Source organism: Dyella sp., assembly GCF_035503745.1.
GTDB lineage: Bacteria > Pseudomonadota > Gammaproteobacteria > Xanthomonadales > Rhodanobacteraceae > Dyella_B.
This window is the reverse complement of the sequence record NZ_DATJTC010000017.1, coordinates 1-19,514: the sequence shown is the minus strand read 5'-3', so window position 1 is coordinate 19,514 and position 19,514 is coordinate 1. Positions and strand designations below refer to the sequence as shown.

General features: G+C 64.1%; 17 protein-coding genes. 4 read left to right on the top strand and 13 right to left on the bottom strand.

Features of this window, described 5'->3' with window-relative positions:
* Positions 1-185 precede the first annotated feature (185 nt).
* Both VME63_RS06155 and glnA read right to left on the bottom strand, forming a co-directional pair.
* Positions 186-1,826: a multicopper oxidase family protein gene (locus tag VME63_RS06155; RefSeq protein WP_325431333.1), complete on the bottom strand. Its 1,641-nt coding sequence runs from the start codon at positions 1,824-1,826 to the stop codon at positions 186-188.
* 286 nt (positions 1,827-2,112) lie between these two features.
* The gene (gene glnA / locus VME63_RS06150) at positions 2,113-3,522 is read right to left on the bottom strand and encodes a type I glutamate--ammonia ligase (protein WP_325431331.1); all 1,410 of its coding nucleotides are present in this window, start codon (positions 3,520-3,522) and stop codon (positions 2,113-2,115) included.
* Positions 3,523-3,800: 278 nt separating this feature from the next.
* On the opposite strand from glnA, the gene VME63_RS06145 reads away from it, so the two are divergent.
* A complete protein-coding gene (locus tag VME63_RS06145; RefSeq protein WP_325431328.1) occupies positions 3,801-4,598 on the top strand; it encodes an undecaprenyl-diphosphate phosphatase in 798 nt (265 codons plus the stop codon).
* A gap of 6 nt (positions 4,599-4,604) precedes the next feature.
* On the opposite strand, the gene VME63_RS06140 is transcribed toward VME63_RS06145, so the two are convergent.
* On the bottom strand, positions 4,605-5,579 hold the full coding sequence (locus VME63_RS06140) for a LysR family transcriptional regulator (protein WP_325431326.1): 975 nt from the start codon (positions 5,577-5,579) through the stop codon (positions 4,605-4,607).
* Between the two features lie 143 nt (positions 5,580-5,722).
* Between VME63_RS06140 and VME63_RS06135 the strand changes: the two genes are divergently transcribed.
* From VME63_RS06135 to VME63_RS06125, 3 genes are all read left to right on the top strand, one after another.
* A complete protein-coding gene (locus VME63_RS06135) occupies positions 5,723-6,982 on the top strand; it encodes an efflux RND transporter periplasmic adaptor subunit (protein WP_325431324.1) in 1,260 nt (419 codons plus the stop codon).
* A 155-nt stretch (positions 6,983-7,137) separates the two neighbouring features.
* Entirely contained in the window at positions 7,138-10,323 is a 3,186-nt protein-coding gene (locus VME63_RS06130; RefSeq protein ID WP_325431321.1) for an efflux RND transporter permease subunit, read from the top strand.
* A 1-nt stretch (position 10,324) separates the two neighbouring features.
* Positions 10,325-11,758 (top strand): efflux transporter outer membrane subunit, encoded by a 1,434-nt coding sequence (locus VME63_RS06125; protein WP_325431319.1) that lies wholly within the window; start codon positions 10,325-10,327, stop codon positions 11,756-11,758.
* A gap of 75 nt (positions 11,759-11,833) precedes the next feature.
* On the opposite strand, the gene VME63_RS06120 is transcribed toward VME63_RS06125, so the two are convergent.
* From VME63_RS06120 to VME63_RS06075, 10 genes are all read right to left on the bottom strand, one after another.
* A complete protein-coding gene (locus VME63_RS06120) occupies positions 11,834-12,907 on the bottom strand; it encodes an AI-2E family transporter (RefSeq protein WP_325431317.1) in 1,074 nt (357 codons plus the stop codon).
* Between the two features lie 95 nt (positions 12,908-13,002).
* Positions 13,003-13,311 (bottom strand): hypothetical protein, encoded by a 309-nt coding sequence (locus VME63_RS06115; RefSeq protein ID WP_325431315.1) that lies wholly within the window; start codon positions 13,309-13,311, stop codon positions 13,003-13,005.
* A 1-nt stretch (position 13,312) separates the two neighbouring features.
* Positions 13,313-13,780 (bottom strand): ABC transporter ATP-binding protein, encoded by a 468-nt coding sequence (locus VME63_RS06110; protein ID WP_325431313.1) that lies wholly within the window; start codon positions 13,778-13,780, stop codon positions 13,313-13,315.
* 27 nt (positions 13,781-13,807) lie between these two features.
* On the bottom strand, positions 13,808-14,185 hold the full coding sequence (locus VME63_RS06105) for a hypothetical protein (protein WP_325431311.1): 378 nt from the start codon (positions 14,183-14,185) through the stop codon (positions 13,808-13,810).
* Between the two features lie 75 nt (positions 14,186-14,260).
* A complete protein-coding gene (locus tag VME63_RS06100) occupies positions 14,261-14,416 on the bottom strand; it encodes a DUF1328 domain-containing protein (protein WP_325431309.1) in 156 nt (51 codons plus the stop codon).
* Between the two features lie 208 nt (positions 14,417-14,624).
* Positions 14,625-15,248 carry a YbhB/YbcL family Raf kinase inhibitor-like protein gene (locus VME63_RS06095; RefSeq protein WP_325431307.1) on the bottom strand — a complete coding sequence of 208 codons (624 nt, stop codon included), beginning with the start codon at positions 15,246-15,248 and terminating at the stop codon, positions 14,625-14,627.
* A gap of 124 nt (positions 15,249-15,372) precedes the next feature.
* Entirely contained in the window at positions 15,373-16,947 is a 1,575-nt protein-coding gene (locus tag VME63_RS06090) for a hypothetical protein (RefSeq protein ID WP_325431305.1), read from the bottom strand.
* Between the two features lie 343 nt (positions 16,948-17,290).
* Positions 17,291-18,313: a YheT family hydrolase gene (locus VME63_RS06085; protein WP_325431303.1), complete on the bottom strand. Its 1,023-nt coding sequence runs from the start codon at positions 18,311-18,313 to the stop codon at positions 17,291-17,293.
* Positions 18,310-19,110, bottom strand: a complete 801-nt coding sequence (locus VME63_RS06080) for a lysophospholipid acyltransferase family protein (protein WP_325431301.1) — start codon at positions 19,108-19,110, stop codon at positions 18,310-18,312. Before VME63_RS06080 ends, VME63_RS06085 begins: the two co-directional genes overlap by 4 nt.
* Before the next feature lie 48 nt (positions 19,111-19,158).
* Positions 19,159-19,514, bottom strand: a 356-nt coding sequence (locus VME63_RS06075; protein WP_325431299.1) for an Lrp/AsnC family transcriptional regulator, incomplete at its 5' end; no start/stop codon positions are given.

Genomic DNA, 19,514 nt, shown 5'->3' with positions numbered 1-19,514 from the left:
GCATCGCGTAATCCCCCTGATTACAGTCCGCGCAGACGCGTGTCGTCGCCGTCTCTCGCGGACCGCCCGCAAGTGTGGCCCTGTTACATGACGCGGCGTTGGCAGCAACGCGACACGCCGTCATCGCACGATGACCGTCCTGCGACAAGCGTGATCGGGCGCACTACTTCAACTTGACGCCGTATTTACGTCTGGGCGGCCAAAACCTCGTAAGGACGCATCATTTCGTTGTCCTCGTGTTCGAGGAAATGGCAGTGCCACACATAACGGCCCGGCTCGCCCTCGAAGCGCATGGCGATGCGCGTCACCATGCCCGGATCGGCGCGCACGGTGTCCTTCCAGCCCATCTCATGCGGTTCGGGCACCTGCGCGGGGCCGGTGAAGGTCAACGTGCGATGGGCGTTCCAGGCGAACAGGTCGAACGGGCGCCGGTCGATGAGCTGGAAACGCACCAGATGCAGATGGACCGGATGCGCATCGCCGCTGAGATTGACGAAGCTCCAGGTCTCCAGCGAGTCCTGGCGCGGATTTTCCGAGATCGGATCGGACCAGCGCTTGCCGTCCAGCAACATCACCAGTGCGTTGCCGTTGGCGTCGTCGAGTTCGTTCAAGGTAAGGATGCGCGCTCGCGCGGCGCGGGCCGGATCGATGCGGGGCACCTCGCGCAACGTCGCCGGCAGCACCGAGGCGTCGGGTCCGCCATGACGGCGCACGCGAAATTCCACGATGCCCTGCGACTGGTGGCGAAGCAGCACGGTTTTGCCCGCGAGCTTGGAGAAATCGATAATCACATCGGCGCGTTCGGCCGGATAGAGCTCCACGCGTGCGCGTTCGATCGGCACGGGCAACAGGCCTTGGTCGGTGCCGATCTGCTGGAACGCCTGGTCCTGCGACAGCGACAGGTCGAAGAAACTCGTATTGGCCACATTGATCAGGCGAAAACGGTAGCGGCGCGGCTCCACGTCCAGATACGGAAAGATCTTGCCGTTGCACAGCGCCAGATTACCGTTGCATTGCATGACCCACGGCGCGTCCGGATCGTTCGACACCGGGTAATACAGCTGGCCGTCTTGCGCGACCAGCCGGTCGCACAGGATCAGCGGTATGTCGTAGTCGCCCGCGGGCAGGCCCAGCGCTTGTTCATGCGCGTCGCGCACGATGAACGCGCCGGCAAGGCCCGCATAGATGTTGAGCCGGGTGATGCCCATGGCGTGATCGTGATACCACAGCGTTGCCGCATCCTGGCTGTTGGGGTAGCGATACAACGCCGAGCGGCCCGGCACGTACCAGTCTTCCGGATAACCATCGGCATTGGCCGGCGCGCGCGCGCCATGCACGTGCGTCACCACCCGCACCTCGGGTTTATCGCGTTCCGCGCCGTGGACGTGATGATCGATCGGCAGGAAGTGCTTTTCCGGCAGCGCGTTCACCCACTCGACCAGTAGCGGCTCGTCGCGGTGCGTTTCCAATGTCGGCCCAGGGAACATGCCCTCGTAGCCCCACAAGGGCGTGGCGGGGATGTCGCGATGCAATTTTGCCTTGAACGCGCGCATTTCCATGCGGTAGTAGGCAAGCTCTTTGCCATGATGCAGCGGATCGGCACGCTTTCCCCGCGCGCGCGCGATCGGCGGCACCGGCAGCGGATCGACGAAGCGCGCCAGCGAAGTGGGATTGATCAGCGGTACGTTGGGCGCGGCCAGCGTCGGCGCCATCGCACGCATCGGCATCTTCATCTGCGCCATGGCGGGGCGCCAGAAGCCGGCGAACGCGCTCGCGCCGAGCAGGCCGCCGGTGGCGTGCAGGAATCGGCGCCGCGTCAGTGTCATTGGCGGTCCCGCGATCCGCGGCGCATGGCGGCGGCAAGCATGCGGCGGCGGGCCATCGGCGGCCCGCTGGCGTGGAAGGGGTGAGTCATCGTACCCACCCTAAACAGCGTAGATGACAGACATGTGGCGAGGACTCGCCACGGCGTGCGCACCGCGGTCTTCCACTCGCCCCTCGCCGGCATGCGGCGAAAAGGATGCGCACGCAACAAGCTGTGCCGGCAGGATATGCAAACAACAACGGGCGCCCAGGCGCCCGTCGTTGTGCACGCTTGCCATGCAACCGCCGTCAGATCGCGTAATACATCTGGAATTCCAGCGGATGCGTACTGGCGCGATAGCGCGTCACTTCCTGCATCTTCAGTTCGATGTAGGCATCGATGAAGTCGTCGGTGAACACGCCGCCGGCCTTGAGGAAGTCGCGATCCTTGTCCAGCGCTTCCAGCGCGGCGTCGAGGCTGGAGCACACCTGCGGGATGTTCTTCTCTTCTTCCGGCGGCAGATCGTAGAGATCCTTGTCGGCCGGCGCACCCGGGTCGATCTTGTTCAGGATGCCGTCCAGGCCCGCCATCATCAGCGCGGTGAAGGTGAGGTAGCCCGACTGCATCGGATCGGGGAAGCGCACTTCGATGCGGCGACCCTTGGGGTTGGACACAAACGGAATGCGGCAGCTCGCCGAGCGGTTGCGCGCGGAGTAGGCCAGCATCACCGGCGCTTCGAAGCCCGGCACCAGGCGCTTGTAGCTGTTGGTGGTGGAGTTGGCGAACGCGTTGATCGCCTTGGCATGCTTGAAGATGCCGCCGATGTACCACAGCGCGGTCTGCGACAGGCCGCCGTAGAGATCGCCGGAGAACAGGTTCTTGCCGTCCTTGCTCAAGGACTGGTGCACGTGCATGCCGCTGCCGTTGTCGCCGACGATCGGCTTGGGCATGAAGGTGACGGTCTTGCCGTTCTGGTGCGCCACGTTCTTGATGACGTACTTCATGGTCATCAGCTCGTCGGCCTTCTGCACCAGCGTGTTGAAGCGGGTGCCGATTTCGCACTGGCCGGCGTTGGCCACTTCATGGTGATGCACTTCCACCACCTGGCCAAGCGATTGGAGCACCTTGCACATGTCCGCACGCAGGTCGCCGAGCGAGTCCACCGGGCTGACCGGGAAATAGCCGCCTTTCACGCCCGGACGATGGCCGCTGTTGCCTTCGTCGTACTTGAAGCGCGAACTCCACGCCGCTTCCTGCGATTCGATTTCGTAGAACACGCGGCCCATGTCGTTCTGCCAGCGCACCGAATCGAAAATGAAGAATTCCGGCTCCGGACCGAAGAACGCGGTGTCGGCGACGCCGGTGGATTTGAGAAACGCCTCGGCGCGCTTGGCGATGGAACGCGGATCGCGGCCGTAGGCCTGCATGGTGCTCGGCTCCAGCACGTCGCAATGCAGCACCAGCTGGGTGTGGCCGCTGAACGGATCGAGGTAGGCGGTGGCCGGATCGGGCATCAGCACCATGTCCGACTCGTTGATGCCCTTCCAGCCGGAGATCGAGGAGCCGTCGAACATCTTGCCGTCCTCGAAAGTGGACTCGTCGATGGCGTGGGCGGGGAAGGTCACGTGGTGGTGCTTGCCGAGCATGTCGGCAAAACGCAGGTCGACGAACTCGACGTCATGTTCTTGGATCAGGTCGAGTACTTTCTTGGCGGACATGGAGAAACCTCGGGGTCAGGATGTGGATCGCGCGTGCTTGCCTGCAAGCGCCGTACCAAGTTGCAAAGTGTTTTTACATCAATAGCTTGAGCTTCAATGTCGCGCGGGGAGGAGCCTGCGATGCACCATTTTGTAACGCACATTGCTTCGCGATGGTGCAACTTTTCATAGCCTGCCGTCCACCCGTGCCCACCTCGGCGGGTCGATCATTCCACCTAAGCTATGCCGTTTCGTGTCCGACTGCACGCGGCAGCACTCAACTCGCCGGAGGCCCTGCCATGCCCGACCTGATCCGCGTCGCCCTGCTGGGCATCATCGAAGGCGTGACCGAGTTTCTGCCGATCTCCAGCACCGGCCACCTGTTGATGGCGGAGAAGTTCGGGCTGGGCGCGCGCTCGGACCTGTTCAATGTGGGCATCCAAGCCGGCGCGATCCTGGCGATCACGCTGATTTACCGCAAGCGCATCGGGCAGTTGCTGACCCAGTGGCGCCAACCCGGCCAGCGTGACTATCTGCTCAAGCTGATGGCTGCGTTCGCGATCACCTGCCTGCTGGGCGCGCTGGTGACGCACTACGGCTTCAAATTGCCCGAGACGATCACGCCGATCGCGTGGGCGCTGCTGATCGGCGGTTTCTGGATCCTGGCAGCCGAGGCGATCGCAGCGCGCCAGACCGATCGCACGGCGGTGACGTGGCGCGTGGCGATCCTGGTCGGCATTGCGCAAATTGTGGCCGGCGTGTTCCCGGGCACCTCGCGTTCGGGCGCCACGATTTTCACGGCGATGCTCGCCGGTACCAGCAACCGTTCGGCCGCGGCCGAGTTTTCGTTCCTGGTCGGCATCCCAACCATGTATGCGGCGACCGGCTATGCGTTGCTGAGCATGCTCAAGCACGGCAGCGCCGCGCACGAAGACTGGCGCGCGCTCATGGTTGGCTTCGCGGTGTCGCTGATCGTGGCTTTTATCGCCGTGAAATGGCTGCTCGGCTACATTCGCACGCACCGCTTCACCGGGTTCGCGCTGTATCGCATCGCGCTGGGCGCGGCCTTGTTGTGGCTGACGCCGCCCGGCGCGTGAGGGTCGTTACTGCGCGCGCGAACGCTGCTTCTCCCGCCCGGCCGGGCGGAACGCTTCGACCACCGGCGGCGCCACGTGCCCCATCGATTCGAACGGACGCTCGAACAGCTCGCGCGCCCACTCGATAAAAGCCTGCACGCGCGCGGACAGGTGTTTCTTCTGCGGATAGACGATCCACACCGACTTGCCGGTGGAGGTGACGTCGGTCATTACCGGCTCCAGCTTGCCCAGGTCCAGCATGCAGGCGGCCAGCACGTGCGGTGCCTGGATGATGCCCAAGCCCGCGACCGCGGCCTGGATGACCGATTCGCCGTCGTTGATCAGCATATGCGCGTCGATGTCCACTTCGACGCGTCCGCCGGGCGTATCGAACTGCCACTGGCGCGGGCGGCCGTTGGCGTAGACATAGTTGATGCAGCGGTGGTTCTTCAGATCCTCGATGCTGGCCGGCGCGCCGTACTTTTGCAGGTATTCGGGAGAGGCCAGCAGCACGTTCTTGAAATAGCCGATCTTGCGCGCGATCAGGCTGGAATCCTCCAACTCACCCATGCGGATGGCGCAATCGACCCCTTCCTCGTTAAGGTCGTAAGGGTAGTCGCACATCATCAGCTCGAGGCGGATATCGGGGTAGCGGCGCTCGAAATCGCTGAGCTGGGGGATGATGGCCGCGCGGCCCACCGAGACGGTCATCCCAACCCGCAACTTGCCCTTCGGCTTGCGATTGGCGTAGCCCAGCGCCTCGGTGGCCTCGGTGAGATCGGCAAGGATTTCCTTGCAACGTGCATAGAACGAGGCCCCATCGTCGGTCAAACGTAGCGACCGGGTGGAACGGAACAGCAGCCGGGCCCCGAGTTGCTCTTCCAGCCGGGAGACCGCGCGGCTGACCCCGGAAGGGGTCATGCCCAGTTGCGCGGCGGCGCTGGCAAAACTCTTCGCTTCGACCACGCGGACGAAGGCGGATATGGCGGAAAAGTCTTCCATAGCTTCGATTTTGACTCGATTCGTGACTGGCTGTCAGGAGTGGCTTGCGCAACGAACGCATTTTCTGTGCTAGATAGTACACCCATTATTCGTTTCCCTCACCGTGCTGCACTGCCGCACGATCATCTCCAGGGAGCGAAACGATGTTTAAGAAAACCATCCTGGCCGGCCTTGTCGTGGTAGCGATCGCCGGCAGTTGGGCTCTTTTAAGCCACCACGGCGGCGCTCAGGCGCAGTCGGCCAACGCCGGCGGCGGCCTGCCCGAAGTCACCGTCGCCCAGGCCATGCTGCGCCCGATCAGCGACAGCGCCGATTTCACCGGCCAGCTGCAGGCGGTCGATACCGTGCAGGTGCGCCCGCGCGTGGGCGGTTATGTGGACGCGGTGCAGTTCAAGGAAGGCGCTTTGGTGCACCAGGGCGATGTGCTGTTCCGCATCGACCCGCGCCCGTTCCAGGCCGAGGTCGACCGCCTCACCGCCAACCGCGCCCAGGCTCAGGCCCAGCTCGGGCTGGCCCAGGCCAATGCCGCCCGCGCCCGGCGCCTGCTGGCCCAGCACGCGATCTCGCAGGAAGACGCCGACAGCATGGTCACCGGCGAGCAAAGTGCCGCCGCCACCTTGGCCGCCGCCACCGCGGCGCTGGCCAATGCCCGGCTCAACCTCGACTGGACCCAGGTGCGCGCGCCGATCGACGGCCACGTCAGCAACGCCCGCATCATGCCGGGCAACCTGGTAAGCAGTTCGGACGTGTTGACCAGCGTGGTCTCGGTCAATCCCATCTACGTGTACTTCGACGTCGATGAGCAGACCTGGCTCAAGCTCGATCGCCTGCGCCGCGATGCCGCCCGCAGCGGCCGCGCCCCGCGCATCGAGGCGACCATGGGCCTGGCCGACGAGCAAGGCTATCCGCACGTCGGACGCATCGACTTCGTCGACAACCAGCTGCGCGTAGGCTCGGGCACGATGCGCCTGCGCGCGGTGTTCGACGATGAAGACGGCCTGCTCACCCCCGGCCTGTATGCGCATGTGCGCCTGCAGAGCGGCCAGCCGCGCCAGCGCCTGCTGGTGGACGACCGCGCCATCGGCACGGACCTGAGCAACCAGTTCGTTTATGTGGTGGATGCCCAGCACAAGGTGCAGTACCACAAGGTCGACACCGGTGCGCTGTTTCACGGCCTGCGGGTGATCGAGAGCGGACTTAATCCCGGCGACGTGGTGGTGATCAACGGCTTGCAGCACGTGCGGCCCGGCGCCGAAGTCAACGCCACGCAGGTCGCGATGGATGCACGCCTCTCGCCTGAAGACAAGGCGCTGGTGGATGCCGCCGCGGCCGATCCGAGCGGCCAGCAAGACACACGCACCGCGCAGACCGGCAACACGGCGCAGAAACACCCGCAAGGCTGAGCCTGGCCGCTGCCTTTCCCCGTGCAGCGGGGAAGGCAGCGATGGGGTCGAGCCCGCGCACCAGGTAAAAGCGCCACCCCTTCCAAGCTCCGCCTGCCCGCAGGGGGAGAGGCAACAACCATTGCTGCGGTTTTATCGCTTTCGAGAGATTAACCATGAAAAACATCGCACAGTTTTTCGTCGACCGGCCGATCATGGCCGCGGTGCTTTCGCTGATCTTCGTGATCGCCGGCAGCATCGCGGTGTTCAAGCTGCCGATCAGCGAATATCCCGAAGTGGTGCCGCCCACCGTCGTGGTGCGCGCCAATTATCCCGGCGCCAGCCCCGAGGTGATCGGCGAAACCGTCGCCACGCCGCTGGAGGAACAGATCAACGGCGTCGAGGGCATGTTGTATTCGTCCTCGCAGGCCACCAGCGACGGCCAGATGACCTTGACCGTCACCTTCGCGCTCGGCACTGATCTGAACAATGCGCAGGTGGAAGTGCAAAACCGCGTATCGCAGGCGCTGCCGCGTCTGCCCGAGGAAGTGCAGCGGCTGGGTGTCACCACGCAGAAAAGCTCGCCCGACCTGACCATGGTGGTGCACCTTACCTCGCCGGATAAGCGCTACGACATGCTGTACCTGTCCAACTACGCGCGCCTGCACGTGAAGGACACGCTCGCCCGCCTGGATGGCGTGGGCGATGTGCAGATTTTCGGCGCCGGCGAATACAGCATGCGCGTGTGGCTGGACCCCAATAAGCTGGCCCAGCGCAGCATGACCACCAGCGACATCGTGCATGCGATCCAGGAGCAGAACGTGGCCGTGGCGGCCGGTGCGCTGAATGCGCCGCCGGTGCCGGGCAATACGGATTTCCAGCTCAACGTGCAAACGCAGGGACGCCTGAGCACGGTGGATGATTTCAACAACATCATCGTGCGTACCGATGCGGACGGCAGCGTGGTGCATCTGCGCGACGTGGCGCGGGTGGAACTGGGCTCCAACCAGTACGCGCTGCGCAGCCTGCTCAACAACCAGCCGGCGGTGGCGATTCCGATCTTCGCGCGGCCCGGTTCCAATGCCATCCAGATCTCCGACGAAGTGCGCGCCACCATGGCGAACTTGAAAAAGGACTTTCCGCAAGGTGTGCAATACAGCATCGTCTACGACCCGACCGTGTTCGTGCGCGGCTCGATCGAAGCGGTGGCGCACACCTTGCTGGAAGCGATCTTCCTGGTCGTGCTGGTGGTGATCCTGTTCCTGCAGACCTGGCGCGCATCGATCATTCCGCTGGTGGCCGTGCCGGTATCGCTGATCGGCACGTTCGCGATCATGTATCTGGTCGGCTTTTCGCTCAACGCGCTATCGCTGTTCGGCTTGGTGCTGGCGATCGGCATCGTGGTGGACGACGCGATCGTGGTGGTGGAAAACGTCGAGCGCAACATCGAGCTCGGCCACGCGCCCAAGGAAGCGACACGACGCGCGATGAACGAAGTCACCGGTCCGATCATCGCGACCGCACTGGTGTTGTGCGCGGTGTTCGTGCCCACGGCTTTCATCAGCGGCCTTACCGGCCAGTTCTATCGCCAGTTCGCGCTGACGATCGCGATCTCCACGGTGATCTCGGCCTTCAATTCGCTGAGCCTGAGCCCCGCGCTGGCCGCCGTGCTGCTGAAAGGGCATGACGCGCCGAAGGATCGACTGGCGCTGCTGATGGACAAGGGATTGGGCTGGCTCTTCCGACCCTTCAATCGCTTCTTCCATCGCAGTGCGGATGCTTATGTCGGTGGCGTGAACCGCATTGTCGGCAAGGGTCCGGCAGCGCTGGTGGTGTATGCCGGCTTGATCGGCCTGGCGTGGCTGGGCTTCAGCCATGTGCCGATGGGTTTCGTGCCGCAGCAGGACCAGCAATACCTGGTGTCGTTCGCGCAATTGCCGGATGCCGCTTCGCTGGATCGCACGGAAGATGTGATCCGCCGCATGTCGGAGATGGCCTTGAAGCAACCGGGCGTGCAAAGCGCGGTGGCATTCCCGGGCCTGTCGATCAACGGCTTCACCAATGCCACCAACTCCGGCATCGTGTTCGAAACGCTCAAACCGTTCGATGAGCGTCGCGATCCGTCGCTCTCGGCGGGTGCGATTGCCGCCGCATTGAACCAGAAGTTCGCGACCATCCAGGATGCGTACATCGCCACGTTCCCGCCGCCGCCTGTACAGGGCCTGGGCACCATCGGCGGTTTCCGTATCCAGGTCGAGGATCGCGGGCAGCTGGGTTTCGACGAGCTGTACAAGCAGACCCAGAATCTGATCGCGAAGAGCCAGCAGGTACCCGCCTTGGCTGGCCTGTTTTCCAGCTATCAGGTGAGCGTGCCGCAGATCGATGCGAACGTGGACCGCGAAAAGGCGAAAGCCGAAGGCGTGGATCTGGGTGATGTCGACGAAACCTTGCAGGCATACCTGGGTTCGCTGTACGTGAACGACTTCAACCGTTTCGGCCGCATCTATCAGGTCAACGTTTCGGCCGAGCCGGCCTTTCGCCACGAGCCGCAGAACATCCTGCAGCTGAAGACGCGCAGCGCCAACGGCGAGATGGTGCCGCTGGGTTCGTTCGTGACGGTGCAGCGTTCGGCGGGATTGGAACGCGTACAGCACTACAACGGCTACATCACGGCCGAGATCAACGGCGGCCCCGCCCCCGGCTTCAGTTCGGGCCAGGCGCAGGCGGCGATGGAGAAACTGGCGCAGGACAATCTGCCCAATGGCATGAGCTACGAATGGACCGATCTCACCTATCAGCAGATTCTCGCCGGCAACACCGCCGTGCTGGTGTTCCCGTTGTGCGTGCTGCTGGTGTTCCTGGTGCTGTCCTCGCTGTACGAAAGCTGGTCGCTGCCGCTGGCGGTGATCCTGATCGTGCCGATGAGCGTGCTGTCGGCGCTGACCGGCGTGTGGCTCACCGGTGGCGACAACAACATCTTCACGCAGATCGGTTTGATCGTCTTGGTGGGCCTGGCGTGCAAGAACGCCATCCTGATCGTGGAGTTCGCACGCGAGCGCCAGCATGAAGGCATGTCGCGCCACGATGCGGTGCTGGAAGCGGCCCGCCTGCGTCTGCGCCCGATCCTGATGACGTCGATCGCCTTCATCATGGGCGTGGTGCCGCTGGTGACCTCGCACGGCGCTGGCGCGGAGATGCGTCACGCGATGGGCGTGGCGGTGTTCTCCGGCATGTTGGGCGTGACCATTTTCGGCTTGATCTATACCCCGCTGTTCTACGTGCTGATCCGCGCCGTGGTGGAACGCCGCGAAGCGCGCAAGAAGCAGCACGCATCCAACTTGCCCGCTTTGGAGGGCCATTGAGATGATCCGTTTGCTACGTAATACCGCCTTGTTCGCCGCACTCGCGCTGGCCGGATGTGCCAGCGTGGGGCCGGACTACAAGACACCGCACACGCCGTCGGCGACGCTGCAGGGCATCGACGCGCAATGGGAAAGCAACACGCAGTTCCAGGCTGCGTGGTGGAAGCAGTTCAACGATCCTGCTCTTGATGCACTGATTGAGCACGCGGCCAAGGGTAGCCTCGACCTGGCGATTGCGCAGGCGCGGCTGGCCGAATCGCGCGCACTGCTGGGCACGGCGAAGTCGGACCAGATTCCCACGATCGACGCCGGCGCGTCCTATAGCCGCGCGTTCGAGCAACAGCCTGGCTTCACCACGCAGCGCATTCCGATCGATACCTATCAGGCCGGCTTCGATGCGTCGTGGGAAATCGACGTCTTCGGCGGCATTCGCCGCTCGGTGGAGGCGGCGCGTGCGGATACTCAGGCGAGCGAGGCGTCATTGCGCGATGCGCAGGTGAGCTTGTTTGCCGAAGTGGCGCGCAATTATTTCGAACTGCGCGGTACCCAGCAGCGGCTGGCGATTGCCGAGCGCAACATTGCCAACCAGGCCGATACATTGAAGCTGATCAGCGCCCGCGCACAGATCGGCACCGCCTCCGAACAGGACGTGGCCAGCGCCAGTGCACAGCTCAGCGCGGCCAAAGCGCAATTGCCGGTGCTGGATGCGCAGGCGCGCGGGTACACCTATCGCCTGGCGGTGCTGCTGGGCGAGCGGCCGGGCGAGCTGGATGTCGATGTGTCACCGGCGACGTTCAAGCCGGTGTCGACGGCGCTGCCGGTCGGCGATGCCGGCGACGCCCTGTCGCGCCGGCCCGACGTGCGCATCGCCGAACGCGAGTATGCGGCGGCCACCGCGCGCATCGGCGTGGCCAAGGCGGACTTTTTCCCGCATATCACGCTCGGCGGTTTCGTCGGTTTCCTGGCCGGACGCAGCAATGACTTCGGCGGCCCGGCCTCGCGTGCGTTCTCGTTCATGCCCACCATCACCTGGAACGGCTTGAACGTCGAACGCGTGCGTTCGAACCTGCACGCCAGCGAGGCGCGCGCCGATGCCGCGCAAGCCAATTACCAGCGCGCGGTGCTGCTGGCAGTGGAGGACGTGGATAACGCGGTGGTCAATTACAACGCCGAACACGCACGGGTCGAGCAGTTGATCGTGCAGGCACAGGAAAGCCGCCGCGCCGCCGATCTGGCGCGCGTGCGTTACCAGGAAGGTGCGACCGGCTATCTGGAGTTGCTGGATGCCGAACGCGTGCAGTTGTCGGCGGAGGATGCGCTGGCGCAATCGGAGAGCGCCATCGATACGCGCGCCGTGGCGTTGTACAAGGCGCTTGGTGGCGGCTGGCAGGCGTGCGGCGACAACCATTGCTCGCAAGTAGCCCAAGTACCGTAATCGTTAGTCTTACCTAATCGTCATTCCGGCCCAGGCCGGAATGACGAGCGCGAGATCTGCGGCAAGTGATGCCAATCAGCGCTGCACCATCCGCGCAAACCATTCCCACCCGCGTACCCGCTCCGCAATCAGCTTCGTGCTGGTAAGCATCGGCACGGCCAGCAGCGCGCCCGGCACGCCCCATAGCCAACCCCAGACCAGCAGCCAGATAAGAATGGCGATCGGGCTGACGCGCATGCGTCGTCCAAGGATCATCGGCGTGATCAGGTTGCCCTCGAATGCCGTCAGACACGCGAAGCAGAACGCGGGCAGCAAGGCGTTCCCCAGTGCGTCGTAATGAATCAGGCCGACGAACAACAGCGTGGCCGTCGTGACGATCGCGCCGACATAAGGAATGAAATTGGCGATCATCGCCACCGCGCCCCACAGCACCGGATCGGGCATGTGCAGCAGATAAAGCATGCCGGCCGTGATCACGCCCAACGATACGTTGATCACCACGGTGGTGAGGATGTAACGCGAGACTTCCGTCTGAATGCCACGCACGATGCTGACGGCGTGGCGCTTGTAGCCGAAGTTCGGCGCGATCTCCACCAGGCGGCGCAAGATCAGGTCGCCGTAGACGAGGAAGAAGTACACCAGCAGCACTACGGTGAGCACCGCCGCCAGCACCTTCGGCGCGTTGGCCAGTACATCCCACACGCTGATCGCGACATCGCCGGCATTTTGCGTCGCATCCGGCCGCGTGGGATGGCCGTTGACCAGGGTTTGCGTCGCACGGCCGGCGGCTTCGAGCGGTCGCGTGATGTGTTCGAGCTTGGGAATGAAACTGCGAATCTGCGACGGCGCACTGTGCAACCAGCCCAGCGCAGGCTGGGTAAGCATGCTGATGCCGGTGCCGATGCCGGCCATCAAGGTGAGCATCAGCACGCTCGCGCCAAGCCAGCGCGGAATGTGATGGCGCGTGCCGCGCGCCACGATGGGGTTGAGCGCCAGACCGATGAACGCGGCCAGCACCAGCGGAATGATCAGGCCTTTGACCAGCGTGACGGTGTAAAGCAGCGCCAGTATCAGCAAGGCGGTGAACGACATGCGGATGCTGCGCAGATGGCCACGCAGGCGGTTGACGCCGCGGGTGGTGGCTTTCATTTGGTGCGTCAGGCTGGTCGAAGGTGGCGCTGGTGTATCACGCGCTGGACTATCGGCCGATGTCACCGCCGGCAACGCCGTGGGTTCGACGGCGGTCATGGCGTGTCGCTGTCGCTGCCGTCGTAGCCCTCGTCCATGCCCATTTCAGCGATGAGGCGCGTGCCGTGCGCCACGATTTCCGCCAGTCCCGCACCTACGGTCGACACCAGTCCCGGCACACGCAACGGGCTGACCCCGAGGCTGCCGAGCACGAGTCCGGCGCCGGCGGCCGCGCCCACCGTGGTGAGCGGATGGCGATAGCCGCGTTCCAACAGGGCCGCGGCCGGTGCGGCCATTTCGCCGCGATGCCGGGCCACGCGTTCGCGCGCGTGGCGCACGCGCTCCAGTTGCTTGAACAGGCTCATGTCAGACCTCCCCCTCGTCTGTGCCGATGTCGCGCTCGGCGCGGTGCAGCGTGTCACGCATGATCGCACGCCACTCCTGCCGCGTACCCGGCAAGCTCATCCAGTGCATGCAGCGCCGGAACAACACGACCGCTCCCACTAGCCACACGACTTCCAGTACCGCGAGCACCGCGAAGGCGAGGATCCACGAGCTGAGCCATTTGGCCAGCAGCAAACCGATCAGACCCAGCAACGTGAGACCCAGACCCACCCCCGCGATGGTGGCGGCCAGGCCGGCGGCCAGCAGCCAGGAGACGGCGCTGCGCGCCAGTCCAAGCTCCGCGGCCAGCAGGTGCAACTGCGCGCCGAACAGGTCGCGCACCGCGCGCGCCAAGCGCGTGAGGTCATCCAGCAGCCCGCTCGGGGGGGCGTGGCCGGTCGGCTCCGGCTGCTCTGCTGACGTTTCGTTTTCGTGCACGGAATCGTGCATTACCCGCCTCCGTGCCTAGGTTCAAACTCAGCGACGGAGGATACGGCCGAGCAGCCAGCCGGCGCCCAGCGCAATGGCCACCGCCTGGACCGGTTTTTCACGCACGTATTCGCGCACTTCCTCCAGCCATTCGTCGGCGCGATCGCGCGCCTGGTCGTACGCGGCACGGCCGCGCTCGGCGGCATCGCTGACTTTGTCGCTGGCGCGGTTGGCGGCGTTCGCGGCCTTGTCGGTGGCGCTGTGCACGCGCTCTTCGACGCGGTCGGCCGCACGATCGAATTTATCCTTGCTGCTGGCCACGGCGTCAGAGGTTGCCTGCTTGATGCGTTCGGCACCTTGGTCGATGCGCTCGTGCACGCGGTTCTCATGCATGCTGCCGTCTTGCGCCTGGACTTCTTTGTTCATGACGTTCTCCATTGGCTTGAGGTGTTCACTCTAGCGGTTTGCCGCCTTGCAGGCTGAACGAAAAAGTCGTGCCATTCAGCCAGTCCGCCGGAAAAAAGCGATCACGGCAAGGATCAGAAACAGCACGAACAACACTTTCGCAATCCACGCGGCGGTACCGGCAACGCCGGTAAAACCGAGCAGGGCGGCGATGATGGCGATGACCAGGAAGACCAAGGCGTAGTGCAACATGGCGGCGCTCCACGGGAATCGACGGGCATCCGGTCGCGGCCCTTGGTTCCATGTGCCATACAGCGTGCTGTGTTGGCGTGAAGATTGCTGTCAGAGCGCTCGCCGCAGAAGGCTGAATTTGCCTTGAAATTCAATCTGCCGGGATAGCTCCCTCCCCTGCGCGCAGGGGAGGGAACGGTCTGGCACATCTAAAGCCGCGGTTCCCGTTTCAGGCCGGCACGCTGGGATTGAGGCTGTAGGTGCCGGTGAGCTGCGCTTGCGCCAGGACGTGCCCGGCCATCGCCGCGCGCAGCTCTTCCAGCGAAAAACCCTCATCCAGCGGCAGGCGCGGTGTATCCAGCGCGTAGACGCTGAAATGGTAGTGATGCACCAGCGAATCGTTCCACGGCGGGCATGGGCCGTCATAACCCAGGTAAGTGCCTTCCATCTGCACATCGCCACTGAACCAATCGGTGTAGGAGTTGACGCCTTGCACGCTGCCGGGTGGGCCGTACGGCTGTTTTTTTCCGCGCGGCGTGATGTCCTCGCTGCACGCGCCTTCGGCCAGCTCGCCGCACTCGGCGGGAATGTTGGCCATCAGCCAGTGCGCGAATTCCACGCGCGGCAAATCGGCAGGCACCACGCGGCCTTCCTTGTTGACGTCATCGGGCTTGCTCGGCACGTCGGTGTCGATGCAGGTGAGCACGAACGACTGCGTGCCGGCCGGCGCATCTTTCCATGCCAGGTGTGGGCTTACGTTGGTCGACAGCGCCACCGGATGGCCCGGCTTGCCGAACGCGAGGTCGGGAGGAATGGGTGTGCCGTGCTGGAAGTTATCGCTGCGTAGCTGCATGGGGATCTCCGTGACGCCATGAAAACTCGACAGTTTGGGGCAGGCCCGCGCCGGCGCAAGCCGGCGCCTGTCTGCGCGACTGTAACGCGCGATCAATGATCCGGTCGTGACAGCTCCTCGACCGTCAGCCCGCGGCGTTGGGACTGGCCGTCGACATCGCCTTGGCCAGCTGTTGCTGGACCGCGGTCCACGGCGTCGGCCCTTCGTGCATGGCATACACCGTGTCGACCTTGAGGTGTTCGCGCGCGACGGCTTGCGCCACTTCGTACATCAGTTCCGGGTCGTACAGGCTGTGGTCGGGGTTCAAAGCCAACGTGTCGCTGGCGTAGAGCAGTTTTTGCTGCGGGAAATACACCATGTACTGGCGTTCGGTCGATGCGCCGCGCAGAGGATAGAGCACCACCTGATTGGCGCCTTGGCCCAGCACCACGCGATCGGCCACGGTCATCCAGTGCGCCGGCATGGGGTGAGTCTGCAGATCGTCCGGCTGCAGGCGGTGCGGCGCATGCACCAGGCGATCGAGCAACGGCCGGTTGAGATCGAGCACATACACCGGCACACCGTCCGCAACGACTTGTCTGACGCCGGCCATGTGCGGCCACGAATCGGAGGTACTGAGCACGGCTTTGACCGGCACGCCCGGATATTCGCTGTGCACCTTGGCGAGAATGCCCTTTACATAACCGGGCGAGATCGGCGCCTCCAGTACCAGCACGCCATCGTCCTGTTTGATCAGCGTGGTGTTCCATGCACCCTGATAAAGCTCGATACCCGGCGCCAGCTGCACGCGCTGTCGGTCGCTGAAAACGCGGTTCCAACCTTTGGCTTGCGCGCTCTTGGCGGCTACCGCCGGATCCAGCGCGAATGCCTTGTCGTCCACCTCGGCATTGAAGACCGGATCGAGCAACTGGGTGGACGCAAACCACAGTCCGTTGCGCCGGTCGATGCGATTGGTGGGAAAGAGCATGCCTTGCACGAGATGCCAGTTGTCGAAATAGATGCGCTGCTCGACGTCGCCCCAGGCAAACCAGAAATCATTGAAGACACTCGTGCGCTCCAGCGCATCGGGCAGATGATTGGTGGCATTGAGCAACACGCGTATGGGCGTACCTTGCCAGGTGAACTGGACCACGCTGTGCGGCGTGGCGCGCAGCCACTGCGATGCAACGTAATGCAAATCGCCGGCGGCCGCCGCGTTGAGCAACAGACGTTCCGGTTCCAGCGCCAGCATGTCGCGGCTGGCATCCCGATCCGCCAGCGACGCCGGCAGGTCGCCATGCTTGCCGTGCAGCACGATGCCTTGCGGCGTCGCGATCAGGGTGAGTTCGACGCTTTCGGTGTGCGGATCGGCTTCCGGCCAGGTGAGCTGCTCGTCATTGAGCAAACGCTGTTTGTCGAAGTCGATGGTGACGTTGTCGCGCTCGTAGGAGGTGATGAACGGCTGCTGCCGGTACGACTGCTCGGCCAGCACCGTGTGTCCCATCGCATCGTAGTGAAGGCTGTGAATACCTTCGAGCCGCGACCTGCCGCCCATCGCCGCAATGGCCTGCTCGACACACGCTTTTGCATCGATGTGCTCGCAGCCCGGATGTTCGCCCGCTGTGAGGAGATCGCCATCCTGCGGTGGATGGGCAGCGAAGCATGTCGTGGATAGGGCCAATGACACCAAAACGGGCAAAACGGCGGTGCGACGTTTCATGACGGCTCCCGGCGACGTTCGTTCAGAGGTGCGCGGAGCTTATGCCCGTGCTGCTACGAACTCCGACTGCAGGAAGTCACCGTGCATATAGTCACAGCCTTAGGGAACGGCTGTTTATTCCACAAACCTCACTGCCGTCATGCTCGCCCTCACTACGGCACGCCCGTCCTCATTGCGTCATACCCACCCTCACTGCGTCATGCCCGCCCTCTCTGTCGTCATGCCCGCGAAAGCGGGCATCCATGTTCCATGGATGCATCAGGACAAGATGGATGCCCGCTTTCGCGGGCATGACGGCAATGAGGGGTATGGCGCCAGTTAGAGTAGGCATGACGGCCACGGGTCAAGCTGGATGCGGAGACTGCCCTTCGGCGATCGCGTTGAAGCGCGCCGCGATGTATTCGTCGCAGAAGCTGGTCATGTCCCAGCCGCCGATGAAGCCGCAGTGACCGCCGTAGGTGGCGATGTCCAGTTCCACATTGCTCGGCAATTGCAGCTTTTCGAACGCGGTGACGGGAATCACCGGATCATCGCGCGCCGTGAGGATGGTGGCCGGAATCTGCATGGCTTCAAGGGCATTGCCGGCCACCGAATAGCCGTCCAGATACGCTTCCAGCGAACCGAAATCGGTATGCCGCAAGACCAGCGCTTCGGTCAGCCCGCGCAGATTCTGCTTGAGCTCCTGCAATTCGAAATACTGGATTTCCGGGAACGCTTTCTGCTTGGCGCGCAACGAGCGCCGCCACTTGTTCATGAAGTACGCCTGGTAGAACCACGGCGCGGATTCTTCCAGCGAAAAAAGGCCTTCGCTGGGATCGATGATCGGGCACACCGCCAGCACGTAGTTCAGCGCAATGCCGTGTGCCGGCGCCTGCATCGCCACGCGCAAGGCGAAATTGCCGCCCAGCGAAAAGCCCGCCAGCGCCATGGCGCGCGACGGCCAGCGCTGCGCGATGTCGCCTAATGCGTGCACCACTTCATCGATCCGGCAAGAGTGGAACAGCGCTTCGTTGAGGCCGTGACTCTGGCCGTGATCGCGAAAATTGAGGCGGAAAATATCCCAGCCGTCTTCGAGCAGGCGGCTGCCGGTTTGCAGCACGTAGGTGGAATCGACGCTGCCTTCCCAACCGTGGAACAACACCGCCAGGCCGCGCGAAACGGGCTGCGCGGTTTGCGCGGTGAACGAACCGGTGAGGCGAATGCCTTCGCCGCCATCCACCATCACCGTCTGCGCACCGTCCAGCACGCGGTAGGCACGGCGCGGCAGAAACTGGCGCCGCACGCCGCTGGAGGACAGCATGGTTTGGATGTGGCCGCTGGTCAGCGGCCAGGGCGGATGAAAGTCGCGTCCTTGCGGCAAGATCATGCTGGACGGTCCTCGAGCGCCGCGGCGATGCGTTCGCGCGAAAGATCGGCCATGCGGCGCCGTCCCTCCGGGCTGGCGGCTACCGGTTCGAGGAAATGCACCTCGGCATCCATCGCCGGGCCGCCGAGCATGCGCAGGAAGTTCTGCAAGAAGTTTTCGTTGTCGCGGAAGCCCGCGTCGATCTGCCGCCGGCCATCGCGCACAAAGCGCAAAGCCACCGGCTGCACCGGCACCTGGGCATCGAGCGCGGCCTGGAAGATGCGCGCATGAAACACTTTCAGCACACCGTTGTGGCCGGTGCCGCCTTCGGGAAACACCGCCACCGAACGGCCGCTGCGCATGCGCTCGACCATCACCTGCATCACCGCCGCGAGCGAATGGTTGCTGCCGCGCCGATGAAAGATCGTGCCGCCACTGGCCGCCAGCCAGCCGACCAGCGGCCAGCTGGCGATTTCGGCCTTGGCCACGAAGCACGCGGCGCGCTGGCTGTGCAGCAGTTCGATGTCGATCCAGGAGGTGTGGTTGGCGACGAACAGCACCGCATCCGGCAAGGGCTGTCCAATGCGTACGGAGCGCAGCCCGAAGATGCGCATCAGCCCGGTGGACCATAGGCGGATCATGCGATGCGTGAACGGCTCGCGGCCGTCCTGCATGACCGCTTTGCGGTTCCAGGTGAGGATGCATCCGCACAGCAGGATGCCCAGCACCACGTGCACCAGCAGCAGCGGCACGCGCCACAGATAGCGCAACGGGCGCAGCGCATGGCGATCGGGGGTGGAAACGGCGTCGATACTCATCAGCCCATTAGTTTAACGTTAATGACAGTGTGCCGGCAGCCGTTCGTATCACCGTTCGAGCTGGCTGAGCGGCAGCGCGGCTGAACGTTTTACCGTGCGCAGCACGAAACTGGAGTTGACGTCGGCCACGCCCGAGGCATTGAGCAGCCGGTCCAGCAGGAAGCGCGAGAAGTGCTGCAGGTCGGCCACGTACACATGCATCAGATAATCCATGTCGCCGGTAAGGGCATAGCAGGCGACCACCTCGTCCCAGCCGTTCACCCGCTCCACGAAACGCTCGATCACATCGCTCTCGTGCCGGGTCAGCTGCACGCGCACAAACGCCTGCAGCCCCAGCCCCACCGCCTCCGGATCCACCTGGGCGCTGTAGCCGGCAAGCACGCCCTCGCTCTCCAGCCGCTGCA

Excerpts from the sequence above, each read along its gene's own strand:
- VME63_RS06135 (WP_325431324.1), top strand. The coding sequence starts at position 5,723 with ATGTTTAAGAAAACCATCCTGGCCGGCCTTGTCGTGGTAGCGATCGCC.
- VME63_RS06115 (WP_325431315.1), bottom strand. The coding sequence starts at position 13,311 with ATGAGCCTGTTCAAGCAACTGGAGCGCGTGCGCCACGCGCGCGAACGC.
- VME63_RS06125 (WP_325431319.1), top strand. The coding sequence starts at position 10,325 with ATGATCCGTTTGCTACGTAATACCGCCTTGTTCGCCGCACTCGCGCTG.
- VME63_RS06130 (WP_325431321.1), top strand. The coding sequence starts at position 7,138 with ATGAAAAACATCGCACAGTTTTTCGTCGACCGGCCGATCATGGCCGCG.
- VME63_RS06155 (WP_325431333.1), bottom strand. The coding sequence starts at position 1,826 with ATGACACTGACGCGGCGCCGATTCCTGCACGCCACCGGCGGCCTGCTC.
- VME63_RS06105 (WP_325431311.1), bottom strand. The coding sequence starts at position 14,185 with ATGAACAAAGAAGTCCAGGCGCAAGACGGCAGCATGCATGAGAACCGC.
- glnA (WP_325431331.1), bottom strand. The coding sequence starts at position 3,522 with ATGTCCGCCAAGAAAGTACTCGACCTGATCCAAGAACATGACGTCGAG.
- VME63_RS06120 (WP_325431317.1), bottom strand. The coding sequence starts at position 12,907 with ATGAAAGCCACCACCCGCGGCGTCAACCGCCTGCGTGGCCATCTGCGC.
- VME63_RS06095 (WP_325431307.1), bottom strand. The coding sequence starts at position 15,248 with ATGCAGCTACGCAGCGATAACTTCCAGCACGGCACACCCATTCCTCCC.
- VME63_RS06100 (WP_325431309.1), bottom strand. The coding sequence starts at position 14,416 with ATGTTGCACTACGCCTTGGTCTTCCTGGTCATCGCCATCATCGCCGCC.
- VME63_RS06110 (WP_325431313.1), bottom strand. The coding sequence starts at position 13,780 with ATGCACGATTCCGTGCACGAAAACGAAACGTCAGCAGAGCAGCCGGAG.
- VME63_RS06140 (WP_325431326.1), bottom strand. The coding sequence starts at position 5,579 with ATGGAAGACTTTTCCGCCATATCCGCCTTCGTCCGCGTGGTCGAAGCG.
- VME63_RS06080 (WP_325431301.1), bottom strand. The coding sequence starts at position 19,110 with ATGAGTATCGACGCCGTTTCCACCCCCGATCGCCATGCGCTGCGCCCG.
- VME63_RS06090 (WP_325431305.1), bottom strand. The coding sequence starts at position 16,947 with ATGAAACGTCGCACCGCCGTTTTGCCCGTTTTGGTGTCATTGGCCCTA.
- VME63_RS06145 (WP_325431328.1), top strand. The coding sequence starts at position 3,801 with ATGCCCGACCTGATCCGCGTCGCCCTGCTGGGCATCATCGAAGGCGTG.
- VME63_RS06085 (WP_325431303.1), bottom strand. The coding sequence starts at position 18,313 with ATGATCTTGCCGCAAGGACGCGACTTTCATCCGCCCTGGCCGCTGACC.